The sequence below is a fragment of the Paenibacillus sp. LX16 genome (assembly GCF_036252815.1).
In the GTDB taxonomy this organism is placed as follows: domain Bacteria; phylum Bacillota; class Bacilli; order Paenibacillales; family Paenibacillaceae; genus Paenibacillus; species Paenibacillus polymyxa_B.
This window is the reverse complement of the sequence record NZ_CP141152.1, coordinates 3,647,746-3,672,818: the sequence shown is the minus strand read 5'-3', so window position 1 is coordinate 3,672,818 and position 25,073 is coordinate 3,647,746. Positions and strand designations below refer to the sequence as shown.

The window sequence follows — 25,073 nt, the reverse complement described above, 5'->3', positions numbered from 1 at the left end:
TGGAGAGTGTTATATGTCAAGAATTCAACAAGCTATAAACTTTGTTATCCGCGAAGTGGAGGCGCCTGCCTTAGATCATCCTGAACTTGAAAAAGAGTTTAAAAACAAAGTTATACGTTCTAGAACTGTCGTTCGAAATATGAAACGAGTGGGCGATCTTAAAAGATATCTTCAACGTTTTGAAATTGTACAACCTTCAAGTTCACCAGGAACAGCGCTATACGAACGGTTTAAAAACCTTGGCTTAGAAACGTACGAAGACTTATATCCTCGTTTTTGTGAAGAATTTAAGGATGAACTAGATGATGTTACCGTTCTTAACGATTTCGTGATCGGGGCTGACTATACTTCATGGGATATATCCATACTTGCTCGTACTTATGATCCACAGTCAGGTATTTATCTTATTGGTAATAATGATAGATTACAGGCTATCTTTATAAAATCAACTTTCTCAGATGGAAAGTATCCGAATGAATGGATTGTAGAGAATGAAAAGATAAAATATTATTTCTATAGCTTAAGAGGCAATTTCGATCCAAATTACAAATATAATGCTTCAATAATTAACTCCGCTCAAAACAAGACACCAATATACTTGTTTACCAAAGATGGAACTGTTCTTAATTTGAATGGCTTATATGAATTTGAATCGCATCATTACAACTCCGAAAATGGTTCAAGATGGTTTATCCTGAATAAGTTAAATTCTTTAAATATGCAGAGTTCTGTAACTACAAAAGAATATTTACAAGAAGTTGATAAGCAAGTTAAGAAAGCCAAAAGATCCACTGATCAGGATCGTAAAGCTAGGTTAAATAATGCTCCTAAAAAACCCGAAAGTGTACCTGTTATCACAACAGCATATAAAAGAAATCCGGATGTAATTGTTGAAGTTTTAAAGCGAGCTAATGGTATTTGTGAAATATGCTATCAACCTGCGCCATTTCTTAGAGCGAGCGATTTATCTCCATATTTAGAAGTACATCATAAAGTCCCGTTGGCAGACGGAGGAGACGATACAGTCGAGAATGCAGTTGCTGTTTGCCCCAACTGTCACAGAGAAGAACACTTTGGTGTACAAGCAAAAATTGTTACTGCTGCTCTTATAGTAGATAGAGGAAAGATACTCATCGCTAAGCGAGGAAAAGGTATGAAGCTTGAGGGGAAATGGGAGTTCCCTGGCGGAAAGCTTGAAGATGGAGAAAACTTTGAAGAGTGTTTAAAAAGAGAAATTTATGAGGAATTAGGAATGCATATTGATGTAATTCATCATTATGATAACAGCATTTACAAATACTCTGACGGTGTTATTAAATTAATTGCCTACTGGGCGAAATGGAGTGGTGGAGAAATTATTGTAAGTGAACATAGCGAGATTAAATGGGTTGATTTTGCAGACTTAGGTTTGTATGATTTTTCACCTGCCGATATACCTTTTATAGGCTCCTTACGTAATTATAATAATTTTTTCATTACTGAATAGAAAAGGAAGTAGCAAAAAGAGCAGAAGGATTAATTCCTTACTGCTCTTTTTATTGGGGACAAATTGGGGACAGACTGTAGTGTTTTGTGTAGAATACAGTTTAAATGAGAACATATACGAACACATAAAAGCCTTGAATATACTGGATTTTGGAACTGTATGCCACTACAGTATATTAAAAACTCATGTCTTAAAATCCTGCGGTAGGTGACTACCGTACCGGTTCGATCCCGGTCCTCGGCATTCTTGATTTATAACGGACACATCAGAGTTAAATGAACGAAAATAACGCGAGGTCCTGTGTAGCTGTAACGGAGCAATTCACAGGTACATAGGACCAACGAAGCGTCTCACCGTTAACATACGGAGAGGCTTTTTTTTGTTTTGGCAAAATTACGGAGTATCAATTTTAGAGTAGGCAAATGGATGGACTAACGTCAATTACTCGCTTGAGTTCCAGTCGCAAAAAACTGGAGGACGAGATCGGAAAATTAACGTTAGATAATTACGACAGGGCCATTAAGTCACTATTTAGGCGTTTCCTAACGCATAGTTCTCAAAGGAAGCATTGAGAGCGCATTAAATGATACCTTTGGCATCACATCGCGCCATTAAGTCGTTCTTGCGAGAGCTTACGACGTAAATACTTACAATATTAAGTGATTTATGATTGTTCATAGGAATGAGAATACAAAAAAAGACCGTCTATTGGCGGTCTTTTTACGTTTCGACTTGAAATATATTGCGCAGGGCTACCTATGCTATAAAAAGGATGAAATTAAGTATATCTATACCAAAAAGTAGAAATTATAGGAATACAGGAAAATCGAAATAGCTAGAAACGAAAGAATCAGCGTCGCGGTGTATACCTTTCTTAACAATGTTGTTTTGGAAACATTGCATTTTCTTACAGCAAGATAGGCAGCCGGTACAAAGGCAAGCCCAAGTACCCAGAAAAAGATAATATTCAAATTGAAATTGGACATAGGCTGAAAGGGGTCGCTTATCAATTGGATGCTGGAAGCAATGAGATTGACGATCACAAGCAGACCCAGCAAGGGTATTACGGTTACACTGTCAGGCAAGGGAAGCCGCGAAGTACTCTTCTGCTTTCTTGCGTCCTTGAGCTTCCGCAGCCATCCAATAATACCGAAAATAGACCCAAGCGCAAACCAAATACCGCATCCCCCGACCAGAATATAACTGAAAATGGATGTTTGCAGGAAGGATATCGGCAATTGGTCATCGATCACTCCATATGACAACTGCGTCACTTTACCATCGGCATTGGTTAAGAAAAAAAGACGGCTGATGTTTAGGCCCGCGTAATCATAAGGAGTGCTCCCGGGAGTCACGCGTTCAAAAAAATAGGGTTTGGTTTCTACATAATCAACATGAATATTCATGGATGGAATACTCAGAGTGATTCCGCCATTGCCGTTGGCTGTGACCACTTCTTCCGCATTGGATAATACGGGTATAAGCTTCAATATACCAGATGATACTGCGCGAGCAGAGCGGTATTTTCCCGCCACATCCGCGCTATGCTTCAACGTGCTGTCCGCTTGCGGAGTAGCGTGGGAACCCCCGACAAACAGGTCAATGAGTTCGCTTCTCGCCCCGGACATTTCATTTTCCACATTAGTCAGAATACTGATCCCAAAGTTTTGATCCGGCACGATAGAGACCAGAGAGGAGAATGAATCTGTATTTCCACCGTGCTCGATAACACGATAATCTCCCGCGAACCGTTCCCAAAAGCCATGGGCATTCCCCGGAAGCTCGGGATAGTGGGTATACGAAGCCTCATGCATTTCTCGCAAGGTTTCATTCTTGTTGAACAGCGAATATTTTAAGGAATGGTCCATGTTCAGATGAGCAAGCATAAAATGAGCCATGTCCTCCGAAGTAATGTTTAACGCACCCGCCGGCACATCATTAAAGAAGACATTTGGCTTTGCCACCCAGTTTCCATCCTTCTTGGAGTAGCCTGTTGCTTTATGTTCGATAACCTCTGGGATAAGATCATACCGTTGTGTAAAGTAAGAATGTTTCATGTCTAGAGGCTCAAATATATGTTTCTGAATATAGGTTTCAAAAGGCATTTCGGATACACGTTCTATAATATAACCGGCCAGGTTGGTCCCATAGTTGGAATAAGCAATCACTGTTCCAGGCTCATAAATCTGTTTAGGCTGATTTCCGGGTGCGATATGCTCCTTGAGAGGCCTAAGATCAGCAGGATCATGAACCAAAAGTTTTTCCAGGTGCTCCTCAAAACCTGCCGTGTGGCTCATCAGTGATTTCAGGGTAATAGGCTTATCAAAAGAAGGCTTGAGAAAGCCGTCAGGCAAGTATGTGCGGATGTCCGTATTCAAATCCAGTTTTCCTTGCTCAACCAGTTGCATTACTGCCGTCCAGGTGAACAATTTCGATACGGAACCGGCCTCCATATAGGTTGTTTCCGTACTCATGGGTGTTTGTTTCTCGATGTTTGCGTATCCGTAACCTTTTGAAAGAACAATTTTCCCGTCCTTTACTATGGAAACCGCAGCACCAGGAATCGCTGTTCCTATATATTTCTTCATAATTTGATCTGTTCTGTTTTCGATTTCGGAAATCGGAATTCCAGAGGGAGTGGTTGGAACGGACCCAGAAGCATATGCCTGGACCGGGATAAGTGCCATCAATGCCAACATGAACAAAGAGGCAAATCGATTTTTTAATTTCATATCAAGTCTCCTTTTTGCTGCGCTTGAATCTTTAAGAGCAGTCTGTTTTTTGGAACATTTTTAGTGTAGCAGTCAAGTCTTTCTTATTTCTCTCCTGTTCCTTACTTTTTTCTTTCTCGAATTAAGCTTCAACTCTCAAGTGATTTACCGATAAAAAGCTATATTTATGTTGGGACAGCTTTATATGTATGTTGCCAACCTATAAAATAAAGACAATAAGAATCCTCATAGTTAAAAAAAATAGGAGATGACAATAAATGAAAGCCTGTGAACCTCTGACTATTTCATCTGAAAGCGGATACAATATTCAAACTGATGAAAGTGTGCCCATTGCCCACGCTTGGAACATGATTGTGCGAGATCATAAGCAAGTGTTTGGCAAAGAGCCATTGCAAACAGAAGTAGAGCCCTCGATCATTATCCGTTATGCGCAGGAAGGAGATAGCTGTCCGCATTGGCCAGAGGGCTATTGTCTGCGGTTTGTTGTTGGTAGCAAGGGAACGGTACTCCATATTATTGGCCGTGATGAATTAGGAATTATTTATGGACTGCTTCATTACAGCCGTTTCGCTCTGGGTGTGGAGCCGTTCTGGTTCTGGGCGGAGATTCTACCGCCTAAGCGGGATTCCATAGTTTTGCCGAGTCTGAATGTTGACAGTATACCGTCCAAGGTCCGATATCGGGGATGGTTTGTCAATGATGAGGTGTGCTTGATTGGCTGGAAGGATGATTATCCACCGACGGAGCAGGTGTGGCAGCCGGTTTTTGAAGCGTTACTGCGCTGCGGTGGAAATATGGTGATTCCCGGAACCGATTTACCACGCACAGGTATCCATCATAAGCTTGCAGCAGACATGGGCTTATGGATCACACATCATCATGCTGAACCGTTGGGGGCGGAGATGTTTTTGCGCGCCTTTCCGGGTAAACAAGCTAGCTACAGAGAGCATCCCGAGTTGTTTGAACAGCTGTGGCAGGAAGCGATTGAACGGCAAAAGGAAGAGAAGATTGTATGGGTATTATCTTTTCGCGGGCAGGGTGACAAGCCTTTTTGGGAAGATGATCCTTCCTTTAATACGCCGGACAAACGTGGACAATTAATCTCGTATGTGGTTCGCAAGCAGTACAATATGATCTGTGAATCTGTGGAGCATCCTGTATGCTGTATGGCGATGTATGGTGAGATTGCCGAGTTATACAAGCAGGGGCATATTGAAGTACCCGAAGGGGTGATTAAAATATGGGCGGACAATGGTTACGGTAAAATGGTATCTCGGCGCCATGGGAATCTTAATTATCGTGTACCAACATTGCCTGAGGCGCAGGATGGGGGCAAGAATGGAGTATATTACCATGTGACCTTCCACGACTTGCAAGCCTCGAACCATCTTACCCAATTTCCCTCCTCAGCTAGCTTGATTGTAGAGGAATTAACAGCAGCGTTTACTACAGGGGCGGACGAGTACCTGCTGGTCAATTCAGGTAATATTTTGCCACATGTATATACGCTGGATTTAGTAGCAAATTTATGGACGAAGGGTGAAGTGGATGCTGAAGAGCAGCTTACTGATTTTATCGGACGGCTGTACAGTAGTCAGCTTCAAGAGATTTCCCAATTATACCGGGATTATTCCCGTTGTACGATCGTTTATGGCCCGCATAAGGATGATCGGGCAGGGGAGGAATTCTATCACCATCCGGCTCGGCAAATTATGGGGTATTGGCTACAAGGTAAAGAAGGCAGTGATGAACGGCTGTACTGGGCTACTGGAGAAAGGCCTTTTCCTGAACAGGTACGCTGGTTCAAGGAAAAAGCCGAGTCGGCAATCCCGGACTGGGTTGAACTGCGAGAGCGGTGTCTACGAATCATGAAGCAGTTGTCTGAAGATGAATGTCGCAGGCTGTATAATCAACTGCTTGTGCAGATTGAACTGCATCTGAGTGGTTCACGTGGACTGGCAAGCTTATGTAGCGCTTATGGGCTGTTCCTTGAAAAAGATTATCCACGAGCTTTTATACAAGCTTCTCATGCCGTTTGGAGCTACCGAATGGGTAAAGAAGCTTTATCGCTCGCAGGAACTGGAAGATGGGAGCATTTCTACCGGGCAGATTGGTTAACCAATCTGGATAACACTATTTCTCATGCGGACACTGTGCGGAGATTTCTTCGTCTTCAGGGAGACAGTCCGGATATGTTCCTGTGGTCCAAACAATATTTAATGCCAGAAACAGAGAAATATATCTACCTAGAGAATACGCATCGCAAGCCCCTTCCCGATGATGAGTTGGCACGCTGTCTGGAGAAGGTATTATATTAAAAAGGAAGGCATGTAGCATAAGAAGCAACAGCGTCTGCCTGCAACCTTTTCAGCTTATACTACGTCAATGAAGTTGTTAATGGCCAAGCTGCCTAATTCAACTACAAGGTGGGACATAACATGAGTATGAGAAAAAGTGCATTTGCAGCCATTACAACTGTAGCCATTTTGTCCTTCTCCACTGGAGGTCAAATGTCTGCGGCAGACCGTCAATTTAAGGATTTGGATAACGTAAGTGGTAAAGAAAAAATTATATCCCTTAAGGATCAGGGTTTACTCAAAGGCGCCTCTGACACGCAGTTTCTCCCGTCATCTAAAGTCACCGCTGCCCAAGGCATTCAGTTGATCTCCGGCGGACTCCAGCTCAGTTTGGCCGCCATTGATTTGAACAAGGAGCCACAGGTCAGTAGACTGTTTACCCATGTTAAGGATAATGCATGGTACGCCGAAGCCTTTATCAACGCTCATTATAATGGTGTGGTTATTCCAAAGGATATTGATCCTGCCAAAGCTCTGACTAAGGAACAGTTCACCCACATGCTGATTCAGGGTATGGAAAAAGCAGGCGCTCTTCCGCTGATTAAAATCGCACCTGCGAATATTGCGGATGACAGTGAACTGGAGCCTTCTTACCAAGGTAGCATTCAACGCTCGCTAGTCTACAAGGTCAATACCTTGGATGCAAATGAAAAGTTTCATCCAAAAAAAGAGATTACACGTGCCGAAGCTGCTGTTATGTTATATAATGCATTGGAATACCTGAATACTCATACAAACTCGTAACAAATACAGCAATAAAGAGCTTTTCTTCAGAGGGAATTAAGCTTTCAGTTACTTGACATCATTATCGTTAATGTTATAATAAGGAAATCGAATTTAGACCTGCGGTAGCTGATTACCGTAAGGATATTTTCCTGGTCCTTCGGCATATAACACAGGTAACGAATAAATAAGCTGGCTCCGGATGAGGAGTTCAGCTTATTTTTTTGGATCAAAAAGCTTACCGTTTTCACAGATTTACATATTGAGAGGAGACAGGAGCATGTTTGGGAATGACTGGGATGATGTACTACGAGAAGAGGTCGAAAAGCCATACTTTAATGAATTAAGGTATACGTTAGCCCGAGAGTACAAGTTACATAAGGTATATCCTCCAAAAGAAGACTTGTTTTCCGCACTTAAATTAACGCCATTTCATCTGACCAAAGCGGTTATATTGGGACAGGATCCATATCATGGAGAGGGACAAGCTCACGGTTTGAGCTTTTCTGTTAGACCTGGTGTGCGAACACCGCCATCTCTACTAAATATATACAAGGAGCTCCGCGATGATATCGGTACTCCCATTCCGAATCAGGGATACCTCGTTCCTTGGGCTGAGCAAGGTGTGCTGCTGCTAAACAACGTGTTAACCGTGCGTGAAGGACAACCGCAATCTCACCAGGGAATAGGTTGGGAACGTTTCACGGATGCTGTCATTGAAGCGATTAATGAGCGCGAGCAGCCAGCAGTGTTTATTTTGTGGGGGAGCCATGCTCAGAAAAAAGCAAGCTTCGTGAATACCAGCAAGCATTTGGTGCTGAAATCCGTTCATCCGAGTCCATTGGCGGCTCACAGAGGCTTTTTTGGCAGCAAGCCTTTTTCGCGTACCAATGCATTTTTGCAGGAGCATGGAATGGAGCCGATTCGGTGGGAGATTCCTAACCGCTAGCACTGGAGGTGAGGACATGCGTCAATGGAAGGGACGTCAGGTCATTTTATATCACGGCAACAACGATCATACCCAGAAGGTGCGCGGCACGCTTGAAAAATGGGATGATATACGAAAGTGCGTTATTTTAGGCCCGAAAATGCTGGCTATTCCTTTTGAAAATATTACGTATATTACCATGCTTCCTCCGGGGCGTGAGCGTAGAAGCCGCCATCCGGCGAAGCTCAACGCTATCGGTTATGTAATGAGTGTTCCGTTACAGTTTGATAATGCCATTCATTTTCAGTCGGCGGTGACGATTTGGAGAGAGGATCAGCTGATTGCTTATAATGTAAAGCTGGTTAGTCACTCGGCACACAATGTAATCCTTAAAGATGGACTAACCTTATCTAAAGAAGAGCATTTGTTTGTGGTAAGGTCACTGCGTGGAGAACTTTAACTGTAATTATTCACCTTTTTTTGATGAAGGGTTCAATTTAGTCAGCTGCTAACCGATAAAAGTAATGGGATTGTTAATTATATCCTATTTTATAGAGATGAAACTAAGGGAGAGAAACGAATGGAGCGTATGAAACGTATGAGCAAACGGAGTACCTTCTTACTTGCTTTGCTGATGTTTGTATTTGCAGCATGGCCAGCGGGTTTGATCCGGGCTGAGGAGAGCACGACCTCCACGGTACAGTGGGACAGTCAAAATCCGACTACATTGAATCTAGGTGGAAGCCCCGCTCAATTAAAAGTGTGGTCATTGACAGAGAAGGGCAAAGAAGATGTTACCCAAAAGGCAGAATGGATCTCTGGGGATTCAAGCATTTTAAAGGTTGATAAGGGGCTCATTACTCCTGTGTCAAAAGGGCAGATTAGGATTGTTGCCACATATGAGCAGCAAACGGTAAGTACAACGATTACAGTAAAATCGCCTTACAGCAAGCTGCAATTAAATCCGCCTAGTCCCATTAATTTGACGATTGGCGGAGAATCAAAGCAATTGACTGCTCAAGGTGTACTTACTGGAGGTGGGACGGAAAATGTATCCGGTGTCGAATGGACTTCCTCGAATGCGGCTGTTGCTACCGTTGAAGATGGTCTTGTTCGTCCACTTGCCAAAGGCGTGACTTACATTAAAGCAAGCAAAGATGAACTTAAAGCACAAACGATTGTGTATGTGCGTTCTTCTTCTCAGGCGTTAGTATTGAGTGCAACGGGGGCCAAATCGGTCTTTCTGGGTAGCTCCCCAATTCAGGTTAGTGCAACCGATGTTAACCTGACTGGCGGCAAAACAGATGTAACCAACACGGCAGAATGGACTTCCTCCAATCCGCTGGTTGCCACAGTCGAGCAAGGTAAAATCACACCAATGGATGCAGGCAATTCGACGATTACAGCGTCCTATCACGGTTTGAGCAAGACTCTGAAGATTAATGTACTTCCAACGGTTGAAAAACTGGTTTCGAGCAAAGCCAGTCTGACTCTCGAAACAGGAGGCAAAACTTCTCTTCCGAGTATATCTGCTTATTTGGTCAATGGAGCAAAAAAAGCAGTTCAATCCGATGTAAAATGGAGTTTAAGCAGTGAAAGTGCAGTTAAAATAGCAAATGGTAAGCTAGTTGCAGTGAACCCAGGCAGTGCAACATTGACAGCAACGGTAGGTGCGCTCAAACTGGATATTCCAGTGACTGTGCAATACAAAGTGCTCAAGCTGACCGCTTCTGAGAAAAAATATGTATTGGTTGCAGGCCAAGAAGCAAGTATTCCGACAGTAAAAGCACACATGGCTGGTGGCGGAATACTTGATGTTACCAATCAGGTAAGCTGGGTAGGTACAACAGCCGCAGTTACAGTAGCAAATGGTAAAGTAAAAGCGGTGAATGGCGGTAACTCTGGAATCAAGGCTATGTATATGAACAAATATGTGAAAGTACCTGTCATTGTGGAAGGAGCCATTTCTACATTGACACCAAGCTTTTCGAATGCCGATATGAATTTGAAAGGAAGTAAGTCCATCAAAGTCATCGGCATATATACGGATGGTAAAAAAGCTACGCTGAGCAGTAAAGTGAAATGGACAACATCGAATGCTTCCGTAGCGATCGTAAAAGGCTCTTCCATTAAAGCCGTTGGAATTGGAAACGCAACGATTACGGGCACATATCAGGATAAGTCGTTTAACGTTGAGATCAAGGTCACACCTAAGCTGCTCAAACTGGTATTGAGCAATAAAAACCTGAAATTGCCTAAAGGCTCCTCTCAAGTACTTAGTGTGAATGCAGTTTATGATTCAGGGGCAACTACTAATGTGACAAGCTCAGCGGTATGGACATCTTCCAAACCGTCGATCGTACAGGTTACTGGCGGTCAGGTGAAGGCGATTGATACCGGAAGTTCCAGTATCAAAGTAGTCTATGGTGGTAAGACTGTAGCGACATCGGCTAGAGTGTTAAAATAGTCTACGCATATTGCCTCATCCACTTATACAAAATAACCCCCGGTCCAAAGACCGGGGGTTATTTTCAGCTTATTCTACGCCGTCCTGATAATGATTTTTCCAGTGCTTATCGCCTTTGTGTGCGAAGTCTTCAACTGTCTTTTCCAAAGTAGCTACCAGTTGGGCTTTAATCTCAGAAATTGTGTCTCGGAACAGTCTTTCTTCCGTACCATTGATTTTTTCCCCATATAGAGCCTGAGCGGCTATAAACTGACGATGTTGCTCCACAAAACTGTCAATCGAATGCAATGCATGCTCCACGTATTGGGAAATGCTATGATGCTCGTTAGGCAGTTGCAATTTTAATTCATGAACTCTGTTTAATAATGCCATGATGATCACCTCGTGCGTTTTGTTATGTCAATAATTATACATCATTTTCGGAAAACTTTCATTAAATTTTGATTAAAATGTGACTTTTATTATGTCATGATTGCATTTTCACTGGTGATCAGGCATAATTTTCGGAATTATTTCATTTTTTCCTTTGTGTCATGATTTTAAAATTTAATATATATGATACGAAGATGATATAAGAGCAAGCTGCGACAGCTGTCTTTCTGACATGTTATAATGGGGAAAAAGCCCAGTCGGAAAGGTTGTCAGTATGGTATGAAGCTTTTTAAAGGTTTATTTTGGGGGATTCTGATCAGTCTTCTCCTGTGGTGCGCCTTGTTTGGGCTTGTCCGCTGGATGTCTCATTAAGTCGCTTCCTGTATCTTATACAATAACTCTTGCGACTGTATCCACATCATTAACGGAAATCGTATATACGTGTTCGTCATCATAGAGCTTGAATTGCTGAGTTTCTTGGTCAGATAGGAGCTTAGGCCAGCCAATTACGGTACTTCCATTCAGTAACCGGATAACAACGGCTTGCATTTGGCTCACGGCCAGTTTGATCTCATCGTTCATTCGTACAACCTCCTCTCTATACTATTTGTCGTCGAATATTCAACCTTTTTTTATAGTCAGTAAGGGGTTACAAAAAATAAAATCCGGGGATTCCGTCAGTTGAAGGCATCTACTGGAATAGCTTGAAGGGAAGAGGGAAATTGAAGAAAAAATTGCTAAGTTTTATAGCTTTAGTGCTGCTAGCTTTGGGCGCGTATTGGTTTGAAGGAGGCAATCTTCTTACGAAAATGACAGGAGAGAACCCGCCTTCATCGGCTCAGGTTACGCTGCAATTCCCGTCAGGTCGTTACCCTGAAACGGCGCAGCATATTAAGGAAGCCATTCAGGCGGGAAAATCACCGGTATGCACAATTGACCGTGAAGGAGCCGAGCAAAATCGCAAGCATTCGCTTGCAGGTGTTCCCACTCGTAAAGGATACGATCGTGACGAATGGCCGATGGCTATGTGCTCAGAAGGTGGCAAAGGTGCAAATATCAAATACATAGCCCCTAAGGATAATCGTGGGGCAGGATCATGGGTCAGTCACCAATTGGATGAGTATGAGGATGGAACTCGTGTGAAATTTGTTGTGAAATAATGCTATTACTTTTTATTACCTTGGGCTGTTTCCTGTCTGGCCTTAATCAACGCCAGAAAATCAAAAAAATCGCCTAGTGTATTGAAGCCGGCACCTAAAATGGCCAAGTCTTCAGCGGATAGTTGGTTAAACCATTCCATTTGCTTAGCATCAAACATATTATCACCGCCAACCATTGATAATGTATAGTATGTACTGACGGCAACGAAGGTCAGGGCTCTGGCATACCATTTAAGTATGCCTGTTTCTTGTGCAGAGGATGTGTAGAACTCATGTTTAAATTTAATTTTTATACTAAAATCGTCTCCATCGTTATCGTATTGCTTATACCTATGCTGATCCTGTATGTCTATTCTAATCAGACAACGACAGGTGTATTACGTGAGGAGCTGAATCAATCTAATTATAATCAGCTGACTTTTTTTCAAAACCAGGTGAACACGAATATTGAAATGATTTCCTCTTGGCCGCATCTGCTGATTCATGATCCCGATGTAGCTAGTTTTCAAGCGATTTTTTTGAAGGACAAGGTTCTCAATCTGGATGGAATTAACCTTGTCAAACGGATCCAAACCAAGCTTGGGCTTCAGGAAAGCTCTTCTAATTGGAGAACCGGGCTGAGTATCTATTCTCCTTCGCTTGGACGGGTTGTATCGGAGAATGGAGCAGGTTTGTATGACCAGAAAAAACTAAATCAGCTGATAAAAGACGGCTGGCAGGTATCCAAAAAAAGATCATACGGGAAAGACCAATTTATATTTTCATTGTATACATTATCCCCGTTTTCTTCGCTTGGTAATCCAGAAACCGCTAACACGATTATTAAGGTTGAATTTGACAGCAGTAATATTCAGGACATGCTTGACCGCTTCAAAGGTGATGGTCGAAAGGAGCCTTTTTATTATAAAAAAGGCGTAGGAGCGATCTATAATCGTACTGCCAATGAAGAGCTGTCTGGACAGCTGATTTCAAAATTAGAAAAAATGGGGCTCCATGAAGTTGATAATCTGACCGTGAAAATTGGAGAAGAAAGCTATCAAGTTCATGCCGTTCTTTCGCAAACGACTGGGTGGTATTTGATTGATTATATGCCTTTGTCCGATATGATGTCTCCGATTTACTCATCGAATCGACTGTTTTATATAACTGTTGTTGGCTCGCTGCTGGTAGGCTTGATTGGCGCTTACTTGCTTCATTCACAGGTACAAGTGCCGATTCTTCAGCTTGTGCGGGCATTTCGGAGACTAAAGGATGGAGACTATGCTGTTCGATTAAGTCTAAGGGGGAGTCACGAGTTTGCTTTCCTGTCTAGTCAATTCAATCTGATGGTCGAACAGATTCAGGAGCTGTTTGAGAAGGTGTATGTTGAGCAGCTACATGTCAAGGAAGCACGACTAAAGCAGCTCCAGTCACAAATCAATCCGCATTTTTTTTATAATTGTTTTTCGTTTATTACAAGTATGGCGAAATTACGCAATCATGAGGCAGTCGTGGCCATGGCTCATAATTTATCCAGGTATTATCGATATACAACAAGACAGGAGCGGGATTTGGTTCCATTGTCAGAGGAAGTCGAATTTGTTCAATATTATTTGAACATACAGCAGATGCGTATGCCAAGGCTAACGTTCTTAATTCATGTTTCTTCACAGGCCAGCAGTCTGCTGATTCCGCCGCTTGTAGTGCAGCCACTGGTGGAAAATGCGGTGCTGCACGGGATAGAGCCTCAAGCGGAGGATGGCGTAATTCATATTTTAACCGAGCGTGTTGGCTCGTATATGTACCTGATTGTGGATGATAACGGACTCGGTTTGAGTAGAGAGGCTATAACTGCCCTGACATCAACGCTTGACAAGCCTGTGGAAGAGGATCATGGATACGGTTTGTGGAATGTGCATCAACGCATGCGATTACATTTTGGGGAAGATGCCGGACTGGAATTCTCTTTGTCTCCATTGGGAGGATTGCGTGCAGTTTTAAAATGGTCGATCTCAACAGAAGGAGAGCATGCGAATGGTTTAATAGAGCCTTCGCCAAATATAGTTAAAACGGAGGGACCAGATGGTTCAGATATTACTAGTAGATGATGAGAGTTATGTAACAGAAAGTTTGGCAGCTACCATTCCGTGGGAGACGCTAGGCATCAAGAAGGTTCATCAAGCGGCTTCCGCATTAGCAGCAGTGGATGTGCTGGAAGCGTACGATATTGAAATTCTTGTTACCGATATTCGTATGCCTGGTATGACAGGACTGGAATTGATTGTTGAAGTGAACGAGCGATGGCCGCACATTAGATGTTTGTTACTGACAGGCTATGCTGATTTTGAATATGCGAAAAAAGCGCTCCAGCTTAAGGCTTTTGATTATATTTTAAAACCGGTGGATGATGAAGAGTTTATCAAATGTGTGTCAGCCTCCATGGATTCACTAAAGGAAGAATGGGAAGCATTTGATAAGGTTCACCAATTACAATATAGCCGCAGAAACGATTTTGGTGTGCTGCGGACCCATTTAATGCACGATCTGCTACTCGGGCGTGATTTACCTGTACCAAAAATAGAGAGCAAAATGTCTGAGTACGAAATCAAGCTACGCACGGGACATCCTGCCAGTATGCTGCTTATTCAGCTAGGGAAGCATTTTTCTGATATGGACTATCATTCAGTCTCCTTAATTGAATATGCGATTGGAAATATTGCCGAAGAAGTGTTCGCACCTGATTTTCACGTTTGGCATTGCAAAGCGCCGCATGACTGCTTAATTGTATTAATAGAAGGGAATTGGGATTCATTTCCTGAACGGAGTGCGGATGAGCAGAATCGTTTTTTGAGTGCGGCGATTGAGACCTTTCGAAAAAATGTGAGCAATTACTTGAAAGGGGAAATTTACGTTGCATTAACCGGATGGTTTAAGTTCCCAGAAGAGCTGCCTAAGCTATATCAGACAGCGATTAGATCCTTATACTGGAACCATCACGAGGAGACGGATGCACTGCTATTCATAGAAGAACAGACAGAACAGCCACACAGCTCAATTAAGTCACTGGAGGGGCTTTATATGCACCCTACGCTTACTCATCTGCTAGAGTCCAGGCAATGGGACGAGGCCGAAGCGAAAGTGAGCCGTGTATTTGGAAAAATGGAAGAGGTGGGATATACACGCGAGCATTTATATGAGCTGTTTATTTCGGTGACGAGCGCCTTTATGTATACAGCGCACAAACAAGGACGTTTCATTACACAGATGGATCAAGTAGGCTTCGATCCGGTACATGCGCAGAAAATGGTTCATTCGTTCCCCCACCTCAAAGAGTGGATATTTTCCATGATGAACAAACTTAAATCTGAATGGTCCGCAAGCGAGCAAAGCGCTAAAAGCTATGTGGTCAAGCAGGTTCAGGAGCTCATCTCCCAGGATAAAGGTCAGGAGCTGTCTGTTAAGACGATTGCCGATCAGGTCTATCTTCATCCAGTCTATCTGTCTAAAATTTATAAAGCTGAAACCGGAGAAGGTCTGGGTGACTATATTATTCGAATGAGAATGGAGCGGGCTCTTTATTTGCTCAAATATTCCAACAAAAAAATATACGAAATTACAACGGAACTGGGCTATCAGAATCCCCAATATTTCAGTAAGATGTTCAAAAAGCATTACGGAATGACTCCGCATGAATTTCGGGACCAGTAAAGATGGGACCAGTAAGGACGAAACCAGTAAAGATCAGTTGGGAAAGGTGCAGAAATATTTATTTTGTGACATAGGCTGTGAAGAAAAGCCCTCTTATAATAAAAGAGTAGAAAATGATTTTTAGAGGGGGAACAATATGCGAGTTCATTCGAAGAAAAAGCTATTGTCGTTGCTCGCCGCAACTATGGTATTAGGAGTTGGCCTTGTGGGCTGCTCAGGAGCGAGAAATGATGGGAATGCGGATAGCACAGCTAAAACTGAAAACGTATACAAAGAAAAATACAATCCAGAAGTCACAATTTCCACGGTATGGGGTGTAGATCCCGCCTTAAAATTTAAAAATGGTGAATCTATCGAAAATAACATTGCGACAAAATGGGCTAAAGAGAAATTCGGTATTAATATCAAATCACTCTGGTCCGTCACGGATACGAATGGCGCATTTGCTACGAAGCTACGTTTGGCTATGTCCTCCGGTCAGGAGATGCCGGACGTCGTTGTATTGGGGACGGAGAATGAGCAACTGGCACAGGACATGATCGATTCCGGTATGTTTGCAGAGGCTGGTCCGTTGTTTGACAAGTACGCTTCGGATTCCTGGAAGCAGGCGATGAATCAGGATACGAACGTATGGAATCAGTATAGCCGAGATGGCAAAAAAATGGGCATTCCTGTGCTTGATTTTGCCTATAACCATGATTATGTATTGTGGGTACGACAAGATTGGTTGGATAAGCTGGGTATGAAGGCTCCAGAGACGATGGATGATCTGGAAAAAGTGATGGACGCCTTTAAAAATAAAAATCCGGACGGACTGGCTCCGAACAAAGTGACTCCGCTCAGCATCGGTTTCAAAACATCCATGAACACTTGGATGGGTGACCCGTCCTGGATTTTCGGGGCATATGGCACACTACCTCAGCAGTGGAACAAAGGCACGAATGGCAGTTTGGAATATGGCTCCGTTCAGCCTGGCATGAAGCCGGGTTTGCAAAAGCTGAGCGAGTGGCTCAAAAAGGGATACATCCCTCAGGAAGCAGCATTGTGGGATGAAAATAAAACGGCAGAACCTACAGTCGCAGGCACAGCCGGTATGATTCCTGGGCCATATTGGATGAGCGGCTGGCCGCTTCAGGATACAGTCAAAAATGCGCCGGGTGCCGTGTGGAAGCCGATCAAGATTCCAGCAGGTCCTGACAATAAAGCCATGCGTCACGGAACGCAATATACCAATGGTGTTGTATTAATCAACAAACAAATGCAGCATCCTGAAGCTTTTTTCACTTATCAAAATTATTTGTTTGACCATTATGCTAATGCCAAACCAGACGGCGATTTGTCGAATGGGCTGTTTAAGGGCTACGATTATGATTTGGATGCGGGCGGAAAGCTAATGTCTATCGATAAAATACCAGGCGGTTATGTAAACTCTTTTCGTTATTTGCTGGTTCGTGATGGTGCGCGTATACCTGATGCCCAAATGAAGGCTTTGTTAAGTTTAGCTAACGGCGCAGAACCGAAGACCCGTCTGGAGAAAGATGTAATGGTGAACTACGGGAAAGATACTCCCGCAGCTGCCAAAGTGCTTATGGAACAGAAGGATATCTCCATGAAAGATCAGTTCACAGGCCCTACTACGCCAACCATGAAGGCTAAAAAGGACTATCTGGATAAGATTGAAAGTCAGACCTTCAATGAAATTATTTATGGCAAGCAGCCGATCTCTGCTTTTGATACCTTTGTACAGACGTGGAAAACAGCTGGTGGCGAACAAATTACTAATGAAGTAAACGAATGGTATAAAAGCGTCGAAAAGTAAAAACCAATGATGTTGTAACAGAGTAGGAGGGCTGTCCGAGGTGGGCGGCCTTTTTACTACAGCTTCACCCGTATCGAGTAGAAATGAATGCGCTATCATGGTGTGTTTGAAAAAAAGTTTTATTCGTTTGGCGAGCTTGAAAAATGATTGCTTTTGTGCCATGTATGTTGGTTTTTTGAACTGTTGGGACAGCGAAAACGCTTTTATAATTGAAGTATACCATGAGAGTTACAGGAGGAACTGCAATGAGAAGTCTGCAACGTACGTGGCCATTTCATATCATGCTGCTGCCAGCCATCATTTTTTTAATTGTGTTCAGCTATATTCCGATGGGCGGCATCGTGATGGCCTTTCAAAATTACAAGCCTTGGCTAGGCATAACTGGTTCCGAGTGGGTTGGACTGGATAACTTCCGCTTTTTGTTTCAACGGGAGGACAGTCTACAAGTCGTCTGGAATACGCTAATTATTGCTGTGTTAAAGATGTTTTTCAATCTGGTGGTTCCGTTTGTTTTTGCTATACTGCTGAATGAAATTCGCAAGGTCGGACTACAGCGATCCATTCAGACACTGGTTTATCTGCCACACTTTCTGTCGTGGGTCATCTTGGGCGGAATTCTGATTGACCTGTTGGCTTCAGATGGATTTATGAACCGTATTCTCGGTAGTTTCGGGATTCAGCCTATCTTTTTTCTGGGAGATAATAACTGGTTTCGGTTTACTGTCATTGTATCGGATATATGGAAGGAGTTCGGATACAACACCATCGTATTTCTTGCTGCACTGGCGGGAATTAATCCTTCGTTGTATGAGGCTTCTGAAATGGATGGAGCGAGCCGCTGGAGACAGACGCTGCACATCACTGTACCTTCGTTAATTCCGATGGTAGTCGTTGTTGGAACGCTTGCACTTGGCAATGTTCTGAATGCCGGTTTTGACCAGATATTTAACCTTTATAATCCGCTGGTTTACCAAAAAGGCGATATTATTGATACATTCGTCTACCGGACAGCGTTAATCAATGGGGAAATGGGCTTTGCCACCGCAATCGGCTTGTTCAAATCCGTTATCAGTATGATTCTCATTCTGATATCTTATCGACTTGCTTACAAATGGGCAGGTTACCGCATATTTTGATTCCACGAGGCTGAAAGAGGGAGAGTCATGTATCATAAAACAACGCCATACCGCATCTTCAATGTGTTTAATATTTGCTTGCTTGTGATTTTGTCCATCATGTGTATCGTTCCGCTGATTCATGTGTTGGCGGTATCATTTAGTGCTAAATCAGCAGCAGATGCCAATCTGGTTGGACTGTGGCCGGTGCAATTTTCATTAGAAGCCTATAAGAAGACGATGAATAACCCGATTTTTCTGCACTCCATCTGGATTTCTGTCTGTCGGACTGTATTGGGAAGCGGCTTGACACTGCTTATTACCTTTTTAGCTGCTTATCCACTTTCAAAGGAAACATCTGTGTTCCGTAGCAGAAACGTATATTCATGGTTGTTCGTATTCAGCATGATTTTTAACGGTGGTCTGGTTCCATTCTATATGGTTATTCAAAAGATCCACCTCATGGACAGCTTCTGGGTACTTGTTTTGCCAGGAGCGGTCAACACATTTCTGGTCATCCTTATGTTGAACTTTTTTAGAGGAATTCCTAAAGAGATGGAAGAGGCCGCATTGATCGACGGAGCAGGACATTTTCGGACATTGTTTAGTATCTTTTTACCGATATCCATGCCTTCCATTGCGACGATTGCGCTGTTTAGTATGGTATTTCATTGGAACTCCTGGTTTGATGGTCTGCTCTATTTGAGCAATGCAAAGGATTATCCGCTGGCGACGTTCCTGCAAACTGTAATTATTCAGAAGGACATGAGTTCCATGAGCATGAGTCCGAAAGAGATGGAATTACTTTCTCAAACGACGGTTAATGCTGCGCAAATTTTCATTGGTGCAGCGCCTATTCTAATTGTATATCCATTTTTACAAAAGTATTTTGTTAAAGGTATGACGCTAGGTTCCGTCAAAGAGTAATAGAATTCATAGAAGGAGATGATTTGTAGTGACGAATCAAAACATAATCAAGTACCCTCCCATTAGTGAGCGAGTTCCACGTATGCTGCATGGAGCGGACTATAACCCGGAGCAATGGCAGCATTACCCTGAGGTGTTAGCGGAGGATATCCGTCTAATGAAACTAGCCAAATGTAACGTGATGTCTGTCGGTATTTTCTCATGGGTTTCATTGGAGCCTGAGGAAGGCGTATTTACGTTTGAGTGGCTGGATCGTATTCTGGATTCGTTTGCTGAGAACGGAATCTATGCATTTTTGGCCACTCCTAGTGGAGCAAGACCAGCCTGGATGTCACAAAAATATCCTGAGGTGCTGCGTGTGGAGGCTAACCGTGTCCGTAATCTGCACGGGTTTCGCCATAATCACTGTGCTACGTCGCCTGTTTACCGGGAAAAAGTACGTATCATGAATACGAAGCTAGCCGAGCGTTATGCTAACCATCCGGCTGTTATTGGCTGGCATATTTCCAATGAATTTGGTGGAGATTGCCACTGTGATTATTGTCAGGAGGCATTTCGCGCTTGGGTCCAGGATAAATACGGTACGCTGGACAAGCTAAATCACGCATGGTGGACGACCTTTTGGAGTCATACGATTACGGATTGGAGCCAAGTTGAGTCCCCGGCACCTCACGGTGAAACACAGGTCCATGCCATGAATTTGGACTGGAGACGGTTTGTGACCGATCAGACCGCAGATTTTATCAAGCATGAGATTGTGCCGCTCAAGGCTGCAAATCCAGCAATTCCGGTCACAACCAATTTGATGGAGTTTTTTGAAGGATTGAACTACTGGAAGTTTGCTGATCTGCTCGATGTTATATCCTGGGATAGTTACCCAACGTGGCATGACCGTGAGGGGGATGATAGCCGTCAGGCTGCTAAAGTGGCCATGATGCACGATATTATTCGTTCAATCAAGGGAGGCAAGCCTTGGATGCTCATGGAGAGTACGCCGAGTTTGACGAACTGGCAAGACGTAAGCAAGCTGAAGCGACCAGGAATGCATCTGCTATCGTCTTTACAGGCTGTGGCACACGGGTCAGACACCGTTCAATATTTTCAGTGGCGGAAAAGCCGCGGTTCGAGTGAAAAGCTGCATGGTGCAGTCGTCGATCATGTTGGACATGAGCACACTCGTGTATTCGGAGATGTGACAGAGGTCGGCAATGCGCTGGAAAAATTGGAGGAGGTTATCGGTACTTCTGTACCGGCGGAGGCCGCAGTCATTTTTGACTGGGAGAACCGTTGGGGAATCAACGATTCACAGGGACCGCGGAACAAAGGTGTGAAATATGAGGAGACAGCTGAAGCGCATTATTTGGCACTTTGGGAGCAGGGAGTGCCCGTAGATGTTATTCATATGGATGCAGATTTCTCCAAATACAAACTTTTGGTAGCTCCGATGTTGTATATGGTCCGCAGCGGTGTGGGGGAGCGTATACAGAAGTTTGTTGAAAATGGCGGCGTTTTCGTAGCAACCTATTGGTCTGGTATTGTAGATGAACATGATTTGTGCTTCCTTGGAGGCTTTCCGGGGCCGCTTCGTAAGACGCTGGGGATCTGGTCGGAAGAGATTGACGGATTGCATGATCATGACCGTAATCACATTTTGCCGGTTGAAGGCAATGAGCTGGATCTGCAAGGGGAGTATGAAGCTGTAGAATTGTGTGATCTCATTCATACAGAGGGTGCAGAGGTACTGGCTGTGTACGGTTCAGACTTTTATGCAGGACGCCCAGCTTTGACGGTGAACCGTTTGGGACAAGGAAAGGCTTATTACATCGCATCACGCAACATCGGACTATTCCACAGTCATTTTTACAGAAGTTTAATTGATGATGCAGGAATCAGTAAAGCGCTCAATGTGAAGTTGCCTCATGGAGTGAATACGGCGATTCGTACCGATGGAGTTCATGAGTATATTTTCATATTGAACTTCACGCATGAGCCGCAAAAGATTATGTTGGATGGACGAACTTATGCGGATATGCTTGAAAATCATGTGATAGAAGACGGTAGCATTCAATTGGATGCCTACGCTGTTAAGGTTTTAAAGACAGAGCGTAATAAATAGAACATGATACTTAAAGTGTGATCTCTGTCGTTTTCCCGAGTGGGAGCTGGTAGATTGGTCAGAGGCAATGAGAAGTATACAATTCGGATGGGAGATGACTTATGAAAACAGGTAACCGCACGATGGTATTTGCGATGTTGATCTTGTTATCCAGCTTATTGTATCCGTTCGGTTCTGTAGGGTTGGGTGCGGCTTCGGCCGCCCCTGCTTTCGCCAAAGGAGCAGATATAAGCTGGGTAGCAGGAATGGAAGCGCAAGGTATGACTTGGAAGGATAAGAAGGGTGTTCGTCGAGATATACTGCAAATATTGCGAGATGACTATCAGATCAACTCGGTACGTATCCGTGTGTGGGTAAACCCTGACATGAAAGATTATGCAAGCGGATACATGAATGCCGAAAAGGCAGCAGAACTGGCGCAACGAGCTAAAAAGTTAGGTATGAGCGTTATGCTGACTCTACATTATAGTGATTCCTGGGCAGATCCAGGGCAACAGAACAAACCTTATGCGTGGCGCAATTTCACATTTACACAACTTATGGATGCAGTCTGGTCTCATACGGTCTATGTTATGAACACGATGAAAAGCAAGGGGGTAACACCGGACTGGGTGCAGATCGGTAATGAGACGAACAATGGAATGCTCTGGGAAGACGGCAAGGCTTCGGTGAACATGAAAAACTATGCGTGGCTCGTCAACACGGGCAATAATGCTGTAAAATCGGTAAGCAGTAGTACTAAAACGATCGTACATTTAGCCAACGGGGATAACAGTTCTGTGTTGAACTGGAATATCGGCGGGCTGATTGATAATGGAGCTCAGTTTGATCTCATCGGACTGTCTCTGTATCCCTCTCCTTCTGACTGGCAGGGCAAGGTGGATCAGACGATTACCAATGCCAATAACCTCATTGCCAAATACGGAAAAGGCATTGTCATCAGTGAAATCGGGATGGAATATAACGAACCTGCAGCTTCCAAGGCATTTATTTCTGCAATCAAAACAAAGGTTCGGAACATCGGAGGTGGCAAAGGTACAGGGGTATTTTATTGGGAGCCGGCTGCAACTCCAGGTTACAATCAAGGTTATAACAAAGGTGCTTGGCAGGCTGACGGTAAACCAACCTCAGCTTTGGAAGGATTTATAAATTAAGAAGTATGTAAGAGTAGATCAAAGAACCTCTAGTTCGCTTTCTATGCAGACTAGAGGTTCTTTATTGTTATCTAGGGCTACTTGGAAGTTATAGGATTAGGCTTCTCGGTTCACCTTGAAGAACGAAATGAGCTCTTCCAGCTCCCCGGACATCAATGTAAGCTTGTCAGAAGCTTGGACAATAGAAGCCATAGACTCAGCCTGTTCTCCAATAGTATGCTGAATTTGTTTACTGCTGTCGACTGTTTTGCTAACTGTCGAAGAGAGCTCGTCAGAGGTAGCTGACATTTCCTGCGTGCTGGCTGAAATCTGCTCCGTTGCGCTGGATACCTCTTGAATTTGTGACGACACTTTATTAGACGCATCTAAAATTTCAGAGAACATTTCGCCTGTTTGCTTCGTAACTTCTAGCCCAATCTGAACTTCTTTTGTACCAAGGCTGATGCCTTTTACAGTCTGCTCAATTTCTTTTTGGATTTCTTCAATAAGCTCTGCAATTTGTTTGGCAGACTCTTGAGACTGTTCAGCCAAATTACGCACTTCTCCTGCTACTACTGCAAAACCTTTGCCCTCTTCACCGACTCTGGCAGCTTCAATAGAAGCGTTTAGTGCAAGCAGATTCGTTTGACTGGAAATGCCTGTAATGATGCTGACGATATTACTGATTTCGTTAGAACGGTTCTGCAGCGCATTAACGGAATCAGCTGTACTTTCCATTGTAGTGGAGATGGAGTCCATTTGAGCGGAAAGCTTTTGGGCTACCTGATTGCCTTCAACGGAGCGTTTTTCCATAGAATAAGCTTGATCGGCTACGGAAGAGGAGCTTTCGGCAATCGTTTGGATAACTGTCGACATTTCATTCATAGCTCTGGAGCTTTCATGTGCTGCGTGATCCTGAGCTTCAAGCCCCTGGGTTATTTCCTGAATATTGCTATTAATGACGTTCGTATTCGTACTGTTTTTCTCGCTAATACTTAACAATTCCTGGGCAGATCCCGTAACTTCTTGTGTCGTATCCTGTACTTTCACCATTGTATCGTTAAGGCGTTTGATCATAGAATTAAATTTTTGATTGATAATGCCAAGGTCGTCCTCACCTGTCTTGATTTTTACATTCAGATTACCCTCGCTGACTTCTTCAATGCCCTTCATCAGGCTACGAATCGGGGAGAGGGTACGTTTTACCAGTAAATATTGGACCGTTAAGAAGATCGCAAGGAACAGAATGAGCAATGAAACACCATATACAAGCAATTTATGAAGTCCGTTAGGTACAGAACTCGCGTCTACGTCAAAGTATATCGCACTTGTGATTTTACCGCTTTCATCTGTAATTGGGTAAACAATGGTCGTCCATGTGCCAAAATCGTCAGTATAAAAGCTGCTAAACGCTGAGTCTTTAGATTGAAGCATTTTATTTACACCTTGTACATTTTCGTCTGGAAGAGTATACATATCCCCAATATTCATCTTCGAGTCTTGGAAAGCTTGGACTAAATTTGTAGGAACGCCAATGATGGAGGTTTGATTTCCTTCTGTTAGTTCTGTGCCAAATATGTAAGCTTGGGCAACATTCGGATAAAATGTGTGGATAGAATCTAGGAATTTGCGTAAATCCTGTTGAGCAGAGCCGTTATAATCTTTTTCATTCAATGCTTGTTGTACTTTTGTTTTATCAACATCTTCTGCCCATTTTTTAGTCAATACCTTAACTTGGTCTTGCAGCTGCGTGGTGAGAATGTTCTTTTGAAGTATATAACTGGATGTGATGAGAATAGCTCCTATTAATACGATGTTAAGAAAAGAGATTAATAGATTTTTACCAAAAAAGGACATAGTTCTCCACTTCAAGTTTTTCACGTTTTCTTCTCCTTTGAATTAGCAATTTAGTTTCATATACAACCTACCCCATATATATTTCGACAATTTGCTTTCTAAATGTTAGGTATTTATTAAAAGGGAGAGTAGAAGGTTATTCAAAAAGAACGGCGGCCCCCTAGTGAATGAAACGATGGGACCGCCGCTTGTCG

Annotated in this window: 19 protein-coding genes; 14 read left to right on the top strand and 5 right to left on the bottom strand. The window is 43.3% G+C overall.

The genetic code is table 11. The features are described 5' to 3' along the window. Positions 1-13 precede the first annotated feature (13 nt). Positions 14-1,486: an NUDIX domain-containing protein gene (locus T3H97_RS16185; protein WP_328800260.1), complete on the top strand. Its 1,473-nt coding sequence runs from the start codon at positions 14-16 to the stop codon at positions 1,484-1,486. Positions 1,487-2,274: 788 nt separating this feature from the next. Here T3H97_RS16185 and T3H97_RS16180 read toward each other — a convergent pair. Beyond that, a complete protein-coding gene (locus T3H97_RS16180; RefSeq protein ID WP_328800259.1) occupies positions 2,275-4,218 on the bottom strand; it encodes a serine hydrolase domain-containing protein in 1,944 nt (647 codons plus the stop codon). 257 nt (positions 4,219-4,475) lie between these two features. On the opposite strand from T3H97_RS16180, the gene T3H97_RS16175 reads away from it, so the two are divergent. The 5 genes from T3H97_RS16175 (at position 4,476) to T3H97_RS16155 (ending at position 10,693) form a co-directional block, all read left to right on the top strand. After that, positions 4,476-6,536 carry a glycosyl hydrolase 115 family protein gene (locus T3H97_RS16175; protein ID WP_328800258.1) on the top strand — a complete coding sequence of 687 codons (2,061 nt, stop codon included), beginning with the start codon at positions 4,476-4,478 and terminating at the stop codon, positions 6,534-6,536. Between the two features lie 120 nt (positions 6,537-6,656). After that, positions 6,657-7,319, top strand: coding sequence for an S-layer homology domain-containing protein (locus T3H97_RS16170; RefSeq protein WP_328800257.1), 663 nt, complete (start codon positions 6,657-6,659; stop codon positions 7,317-7,319). 259 nt (positions 7,320-7,578) lie between these two features. After that, a complete protein-coding gene (locus T3H97_RS16165) occupies positions 7,579-8,247 on the top strand; it encodes a uracil-DNA glycosylase (protein WP_013310967.1) in 669 nt (222 codons plus the stop codon). A 16-nt stretch (positions 8,248-8,263) separates the two neighbouring features. After that, positions 8,264-8,686, top strand: a complete 423-nt coding sequence (locus tag T3H97_RS16160) for a hypothetical protein (protein WP_328800256.1) — start codon at positions 8,264-8,266, stop codon at positions 8,684-8,686. A 120-nt stretch (positions 8,687-8,806) separates the two neighbouring features. Continuing rightward, positions 8,807-10,693 carry an Ig-like domain-containing protein gene (locus tag T3H97_RS16155; protein ID WP_328800255.1) on the top strand — a complete coding sequence of 629 codons (1,887 nt, stop codon included), beginning with the start codon at positions 8,807-8,809 and terminating at the stop codon, positions 10,691-10,693. Positions 10,694-10,762: 69 nt separating this feature from the next. Here T3H97_RS16155 and T3H97_RS16150 read toward each other — a convergent pair whose 3' ends face one another. Both T3H97_RS16150 and T3H97_RS16145 read right to left on the bottom strand, forming a co-directional pair. Further along, positions 10,763-11,065 carry a hypothetical protein gene (locus tag T3H97_RS16150; RefSeq protein ID WP_013310964.1) on the bottom strand — a complete coding sequence of 101 codons (303 nt, stop codon included), beginning with the start codon at positions 11,063-11,065 and terminating at the stop codon, positions 10,763-10,765. A 387-nt stretch (positions 11,066-11,452) separates the two neighbouring features. Beyond that, positions 11,453-11,647 carry a hypothetical protein gene (locus T3H97_RS16145; protein ID WP_013310963.1) on the bottom strand — a complete coding sequence of 65 codons (195 nt, stop codon included), beginning with the start codon at positions 11,645-11,647 and terminating at the stop codon, positions 11,453-11,455. Between the two features lie 140 nt (positions 11,648-11,787). Here T3H97_RS16145 and T3H97_RS16140 point away from each other — a divergent pair, with 140 nt between their 5' ends. Further along, positions 11,788-12,225, top strand: coding sequence for a NucA/NucB deoxyribonuclease domain-containing protein (locus T3H97_RS16140; RefSeq protein ID WP_023989364.1), 438 nt, complete (start codon positions 11,788-11,790; stop codon positions 12,223-12,225). A gap of 5 nt (positions 12,226-12,230) precedes the next feature. Here the strand turns inward: T3H97_RS16140 and T3H97_RS16135 are convergent, their stop codons facing one another. After that, positions 12,231-12,383 (bottom strand): hypothetical protein, encoded by a 153-nt coding sequence (locus T3H97_RS16135; protein WP_023989363.1) that lies wholly within the window; start codon positions 12,381-12,383, stop codon positions 12,231-12,233. Positions 12,384-12,497: 114 nt separating this feature from the next. On the opposite strand from T3H97_RS16135, the gene T3H97_RS16130 reads away from it, so the two are divergent. The 7 genes from T3H97_RS16130 to T3H97_RS16100 all read left to right on the top strand — a co-directional run bounded on the left by T3H97_RS16130 (position 12,498) and on the right by T3H97_RS16100 (position 23,043). Further along, positions 12,498-14,312, top strand: coding sequence for a sensor histidine kinase (locus tag T3H97_RS16130; RefSeq protein ID WP_328800254.1), 1,815 nt, complete (start codon positions 12,498-12,500; stop codon positions 14,310-14,312). Beyond that, positions 14,287-15,912 carry a response regulator transcription factor gene (locus tag T3H97_RS16125; protein WP_328800253.1) on the top strand — a complete coding sequence of 542 codons (1,626 nt, stop codon included), beginning with the start codon at positions 14,287-14,289 and terminating at the stop codon, positions 15,910-15,912. Before T3H97_RS16130 ends, T3H97_RS16125 begins: the two co-directional genes overlap by 26 nt. Positions 15,913-16,048: 136 nt before the next feature. Beyond that, positions 16,049-17,731, top strand: a complete 1,683-nt coding sequence (locus T3H97_RS16120; RefSeq protein ID WP_328800252.1) for a type 2 periplasmic-binding domain-containing protein — start codon at positions 16,049-16,051, stop codon at positions 17,729-17,731. 245 nt (positions 17,732-17,976) lie between these two features. Further along, positions 17,977-18,867, top strand: coding sequence for an ABC transporter permease (locus T3H97_RS16115; RefSeq protein ID WP_103048599.1), 891 nt, complete (start codon positions 17,977-17,979; stop codon positions 18,865-18,867). A 27-nt stretch (positions 18,868-18,894) separates the two neighbouring features. Next, on the top strand, positions 18,895-19,773 hold the full coding sequence (locus tag T3H97_RS16110; RefSeq protein WP_328800251.1) for a carbohydrate ABC transporter permease: 879 nt from the start codon (positions 18,895-18,897) through the stop codon (positions 19,771-19,773). Between the two features lie 28 nt (positions 19,774-19,801). Then, entirely contained in the window at positions 19,802-21,889 is a 2,088-nt protein-coding gene (locus T3H97_RS16105) for a beta-galactosidase (RefSeq protein WP_328800250.1), read from the top strand. A gap of 101 nt (positions 21,890-21,990) precedes the next feature. Then, entirely contained in the window at positions 21,991-23,043 is a 1,053-nt protein-coding gene (locus tag T3H97_RS16100; protein ID WP_328800249.1) for a glycoside hydrolase family 53 protein, read from the top strand. A gap of 96 nt (positions 23,044-23,139) precedes the next feature. Here the strand turns inward: T3H97_RS16100 and T3H97_RS16095 are convergent, their stop codons facing one another. Next, positions 23,140-24,903, bottom strand: a complete 1,764-nt coding sequence (locus T3H97_RS16095; protein WP_328800248.1) for a methyl-accepting chemotaxis protein — start codon at positions 24,901-24,903, stop codon at positions 23,140-23,142. Positions 24,904-25,073: the final 170 nt, after the last annotated feature.

Coding starts and splice junctions, on each gene's coding strand:
- T3H97_RS16150 (WP_013310964.1), bottom strand. CDS start 11,065: ATGGCATTATTAAACAGAGTTCATGAATTAAAATTGCAACTGCCTAAC.
- T3H97_RS16120 (WP_328800252.1), top strand. CDS start 16,049: ATGCGAGTTCATTCGAAGAAAAAGCTATTGTCGTTGCTCGCCGCAACT.
- T3H97_RS16160 (WP_328800256.1), top strand. CDS start 8,264: ATGCGTCAATGGAAGGGACGTCAGGTCATTTTATATCACGGCAACAAC.
- T3H97_RS16135 (WP_023989363.1), bottom strand. CDS start 12,383: ATGTTTGATGCTAAGCAAATGGAATGGTTTAACCAACTATCCGCTGAA.
- T3H97_RS16175 (WP_328800258.1), top strand. CDS start 4,476: ATGAAAGCCTGTGAACCTCTGACTATTTCATCTGAAAGCGGATACAAT.
- T3H97_RS16100 (WP_328800249.1), top strand. CDS start 21,991: ATGAAAACAGGTAACCGCACGATGGTATTTGCGATGTTGATCTTGTTA.
- T3H97_RS16115 (WP_103048599.1), top strand. CDS start 17,977: ATGAGAAGTCTGCAACGTACGTGGCCATTTCATATCATGCTGCTGCCA.
- T3H97_RS16110 (WP_328800251.1), top strand. CDS start 18,895: ATGTATCATAAAACAACGCCATACCGCATCTTCAATGTGTTTAATATT.
- T3H97_RS16165 (WP_013310967.1), top strand. CDS start 7,579: ATGTTTGGGAATGACTGGGATGATGTACTACGAGAAGAGGTCGAAAAG.
- T3H97_RS16170 (WP_328800257.1), top strand. CDS start 6,657: ATGAGTATGAGAAAAAGTGCATTTGCAGCCATTACAACTGTAGCCATT.
- T3H97_RS16185 (WP_328800260.1), top strand. CDS start 14: ATGTCAAGAATTCAACAAGCTATAAACTTTGTTATCCGCGAAGTGGAG.
- T3H97_RS16180 (WP_328800259.1), bottom strand. CDS start 4,218: ATGAAATTAAAAAATCGATTTGCCTCTTTGTTCATGTTGGCATTGATG.
- T3H97_RS16130 (WP_328800254.1), top strand. CDS start 12,498: ATGTTTAAATTTAATTTTTATACTAAAATCGTCTCCATCGTTATCGTA.
- T3H97_RS16125 (WP_328800253.1), top strand. CDS start 14,287: ATGGTTCAGATATTACTAGTAGATGATGAGAGTTATGTAACAGAAAGT.
- T3H97_RS16145 (WP_013310963.1), bottom strand. CDS start 11,647: ATGAACGATGAGATCAAACTGGCCGTGAGCCAAATGCAAGCCGTTGTT.
- T3H97_RS16155 (WP_328800255.1), top strand. CDS start 8,807: ATGGAGCGTATGAAACGTATGAGCAAACGGAGTACCTTCTTACTTGCT.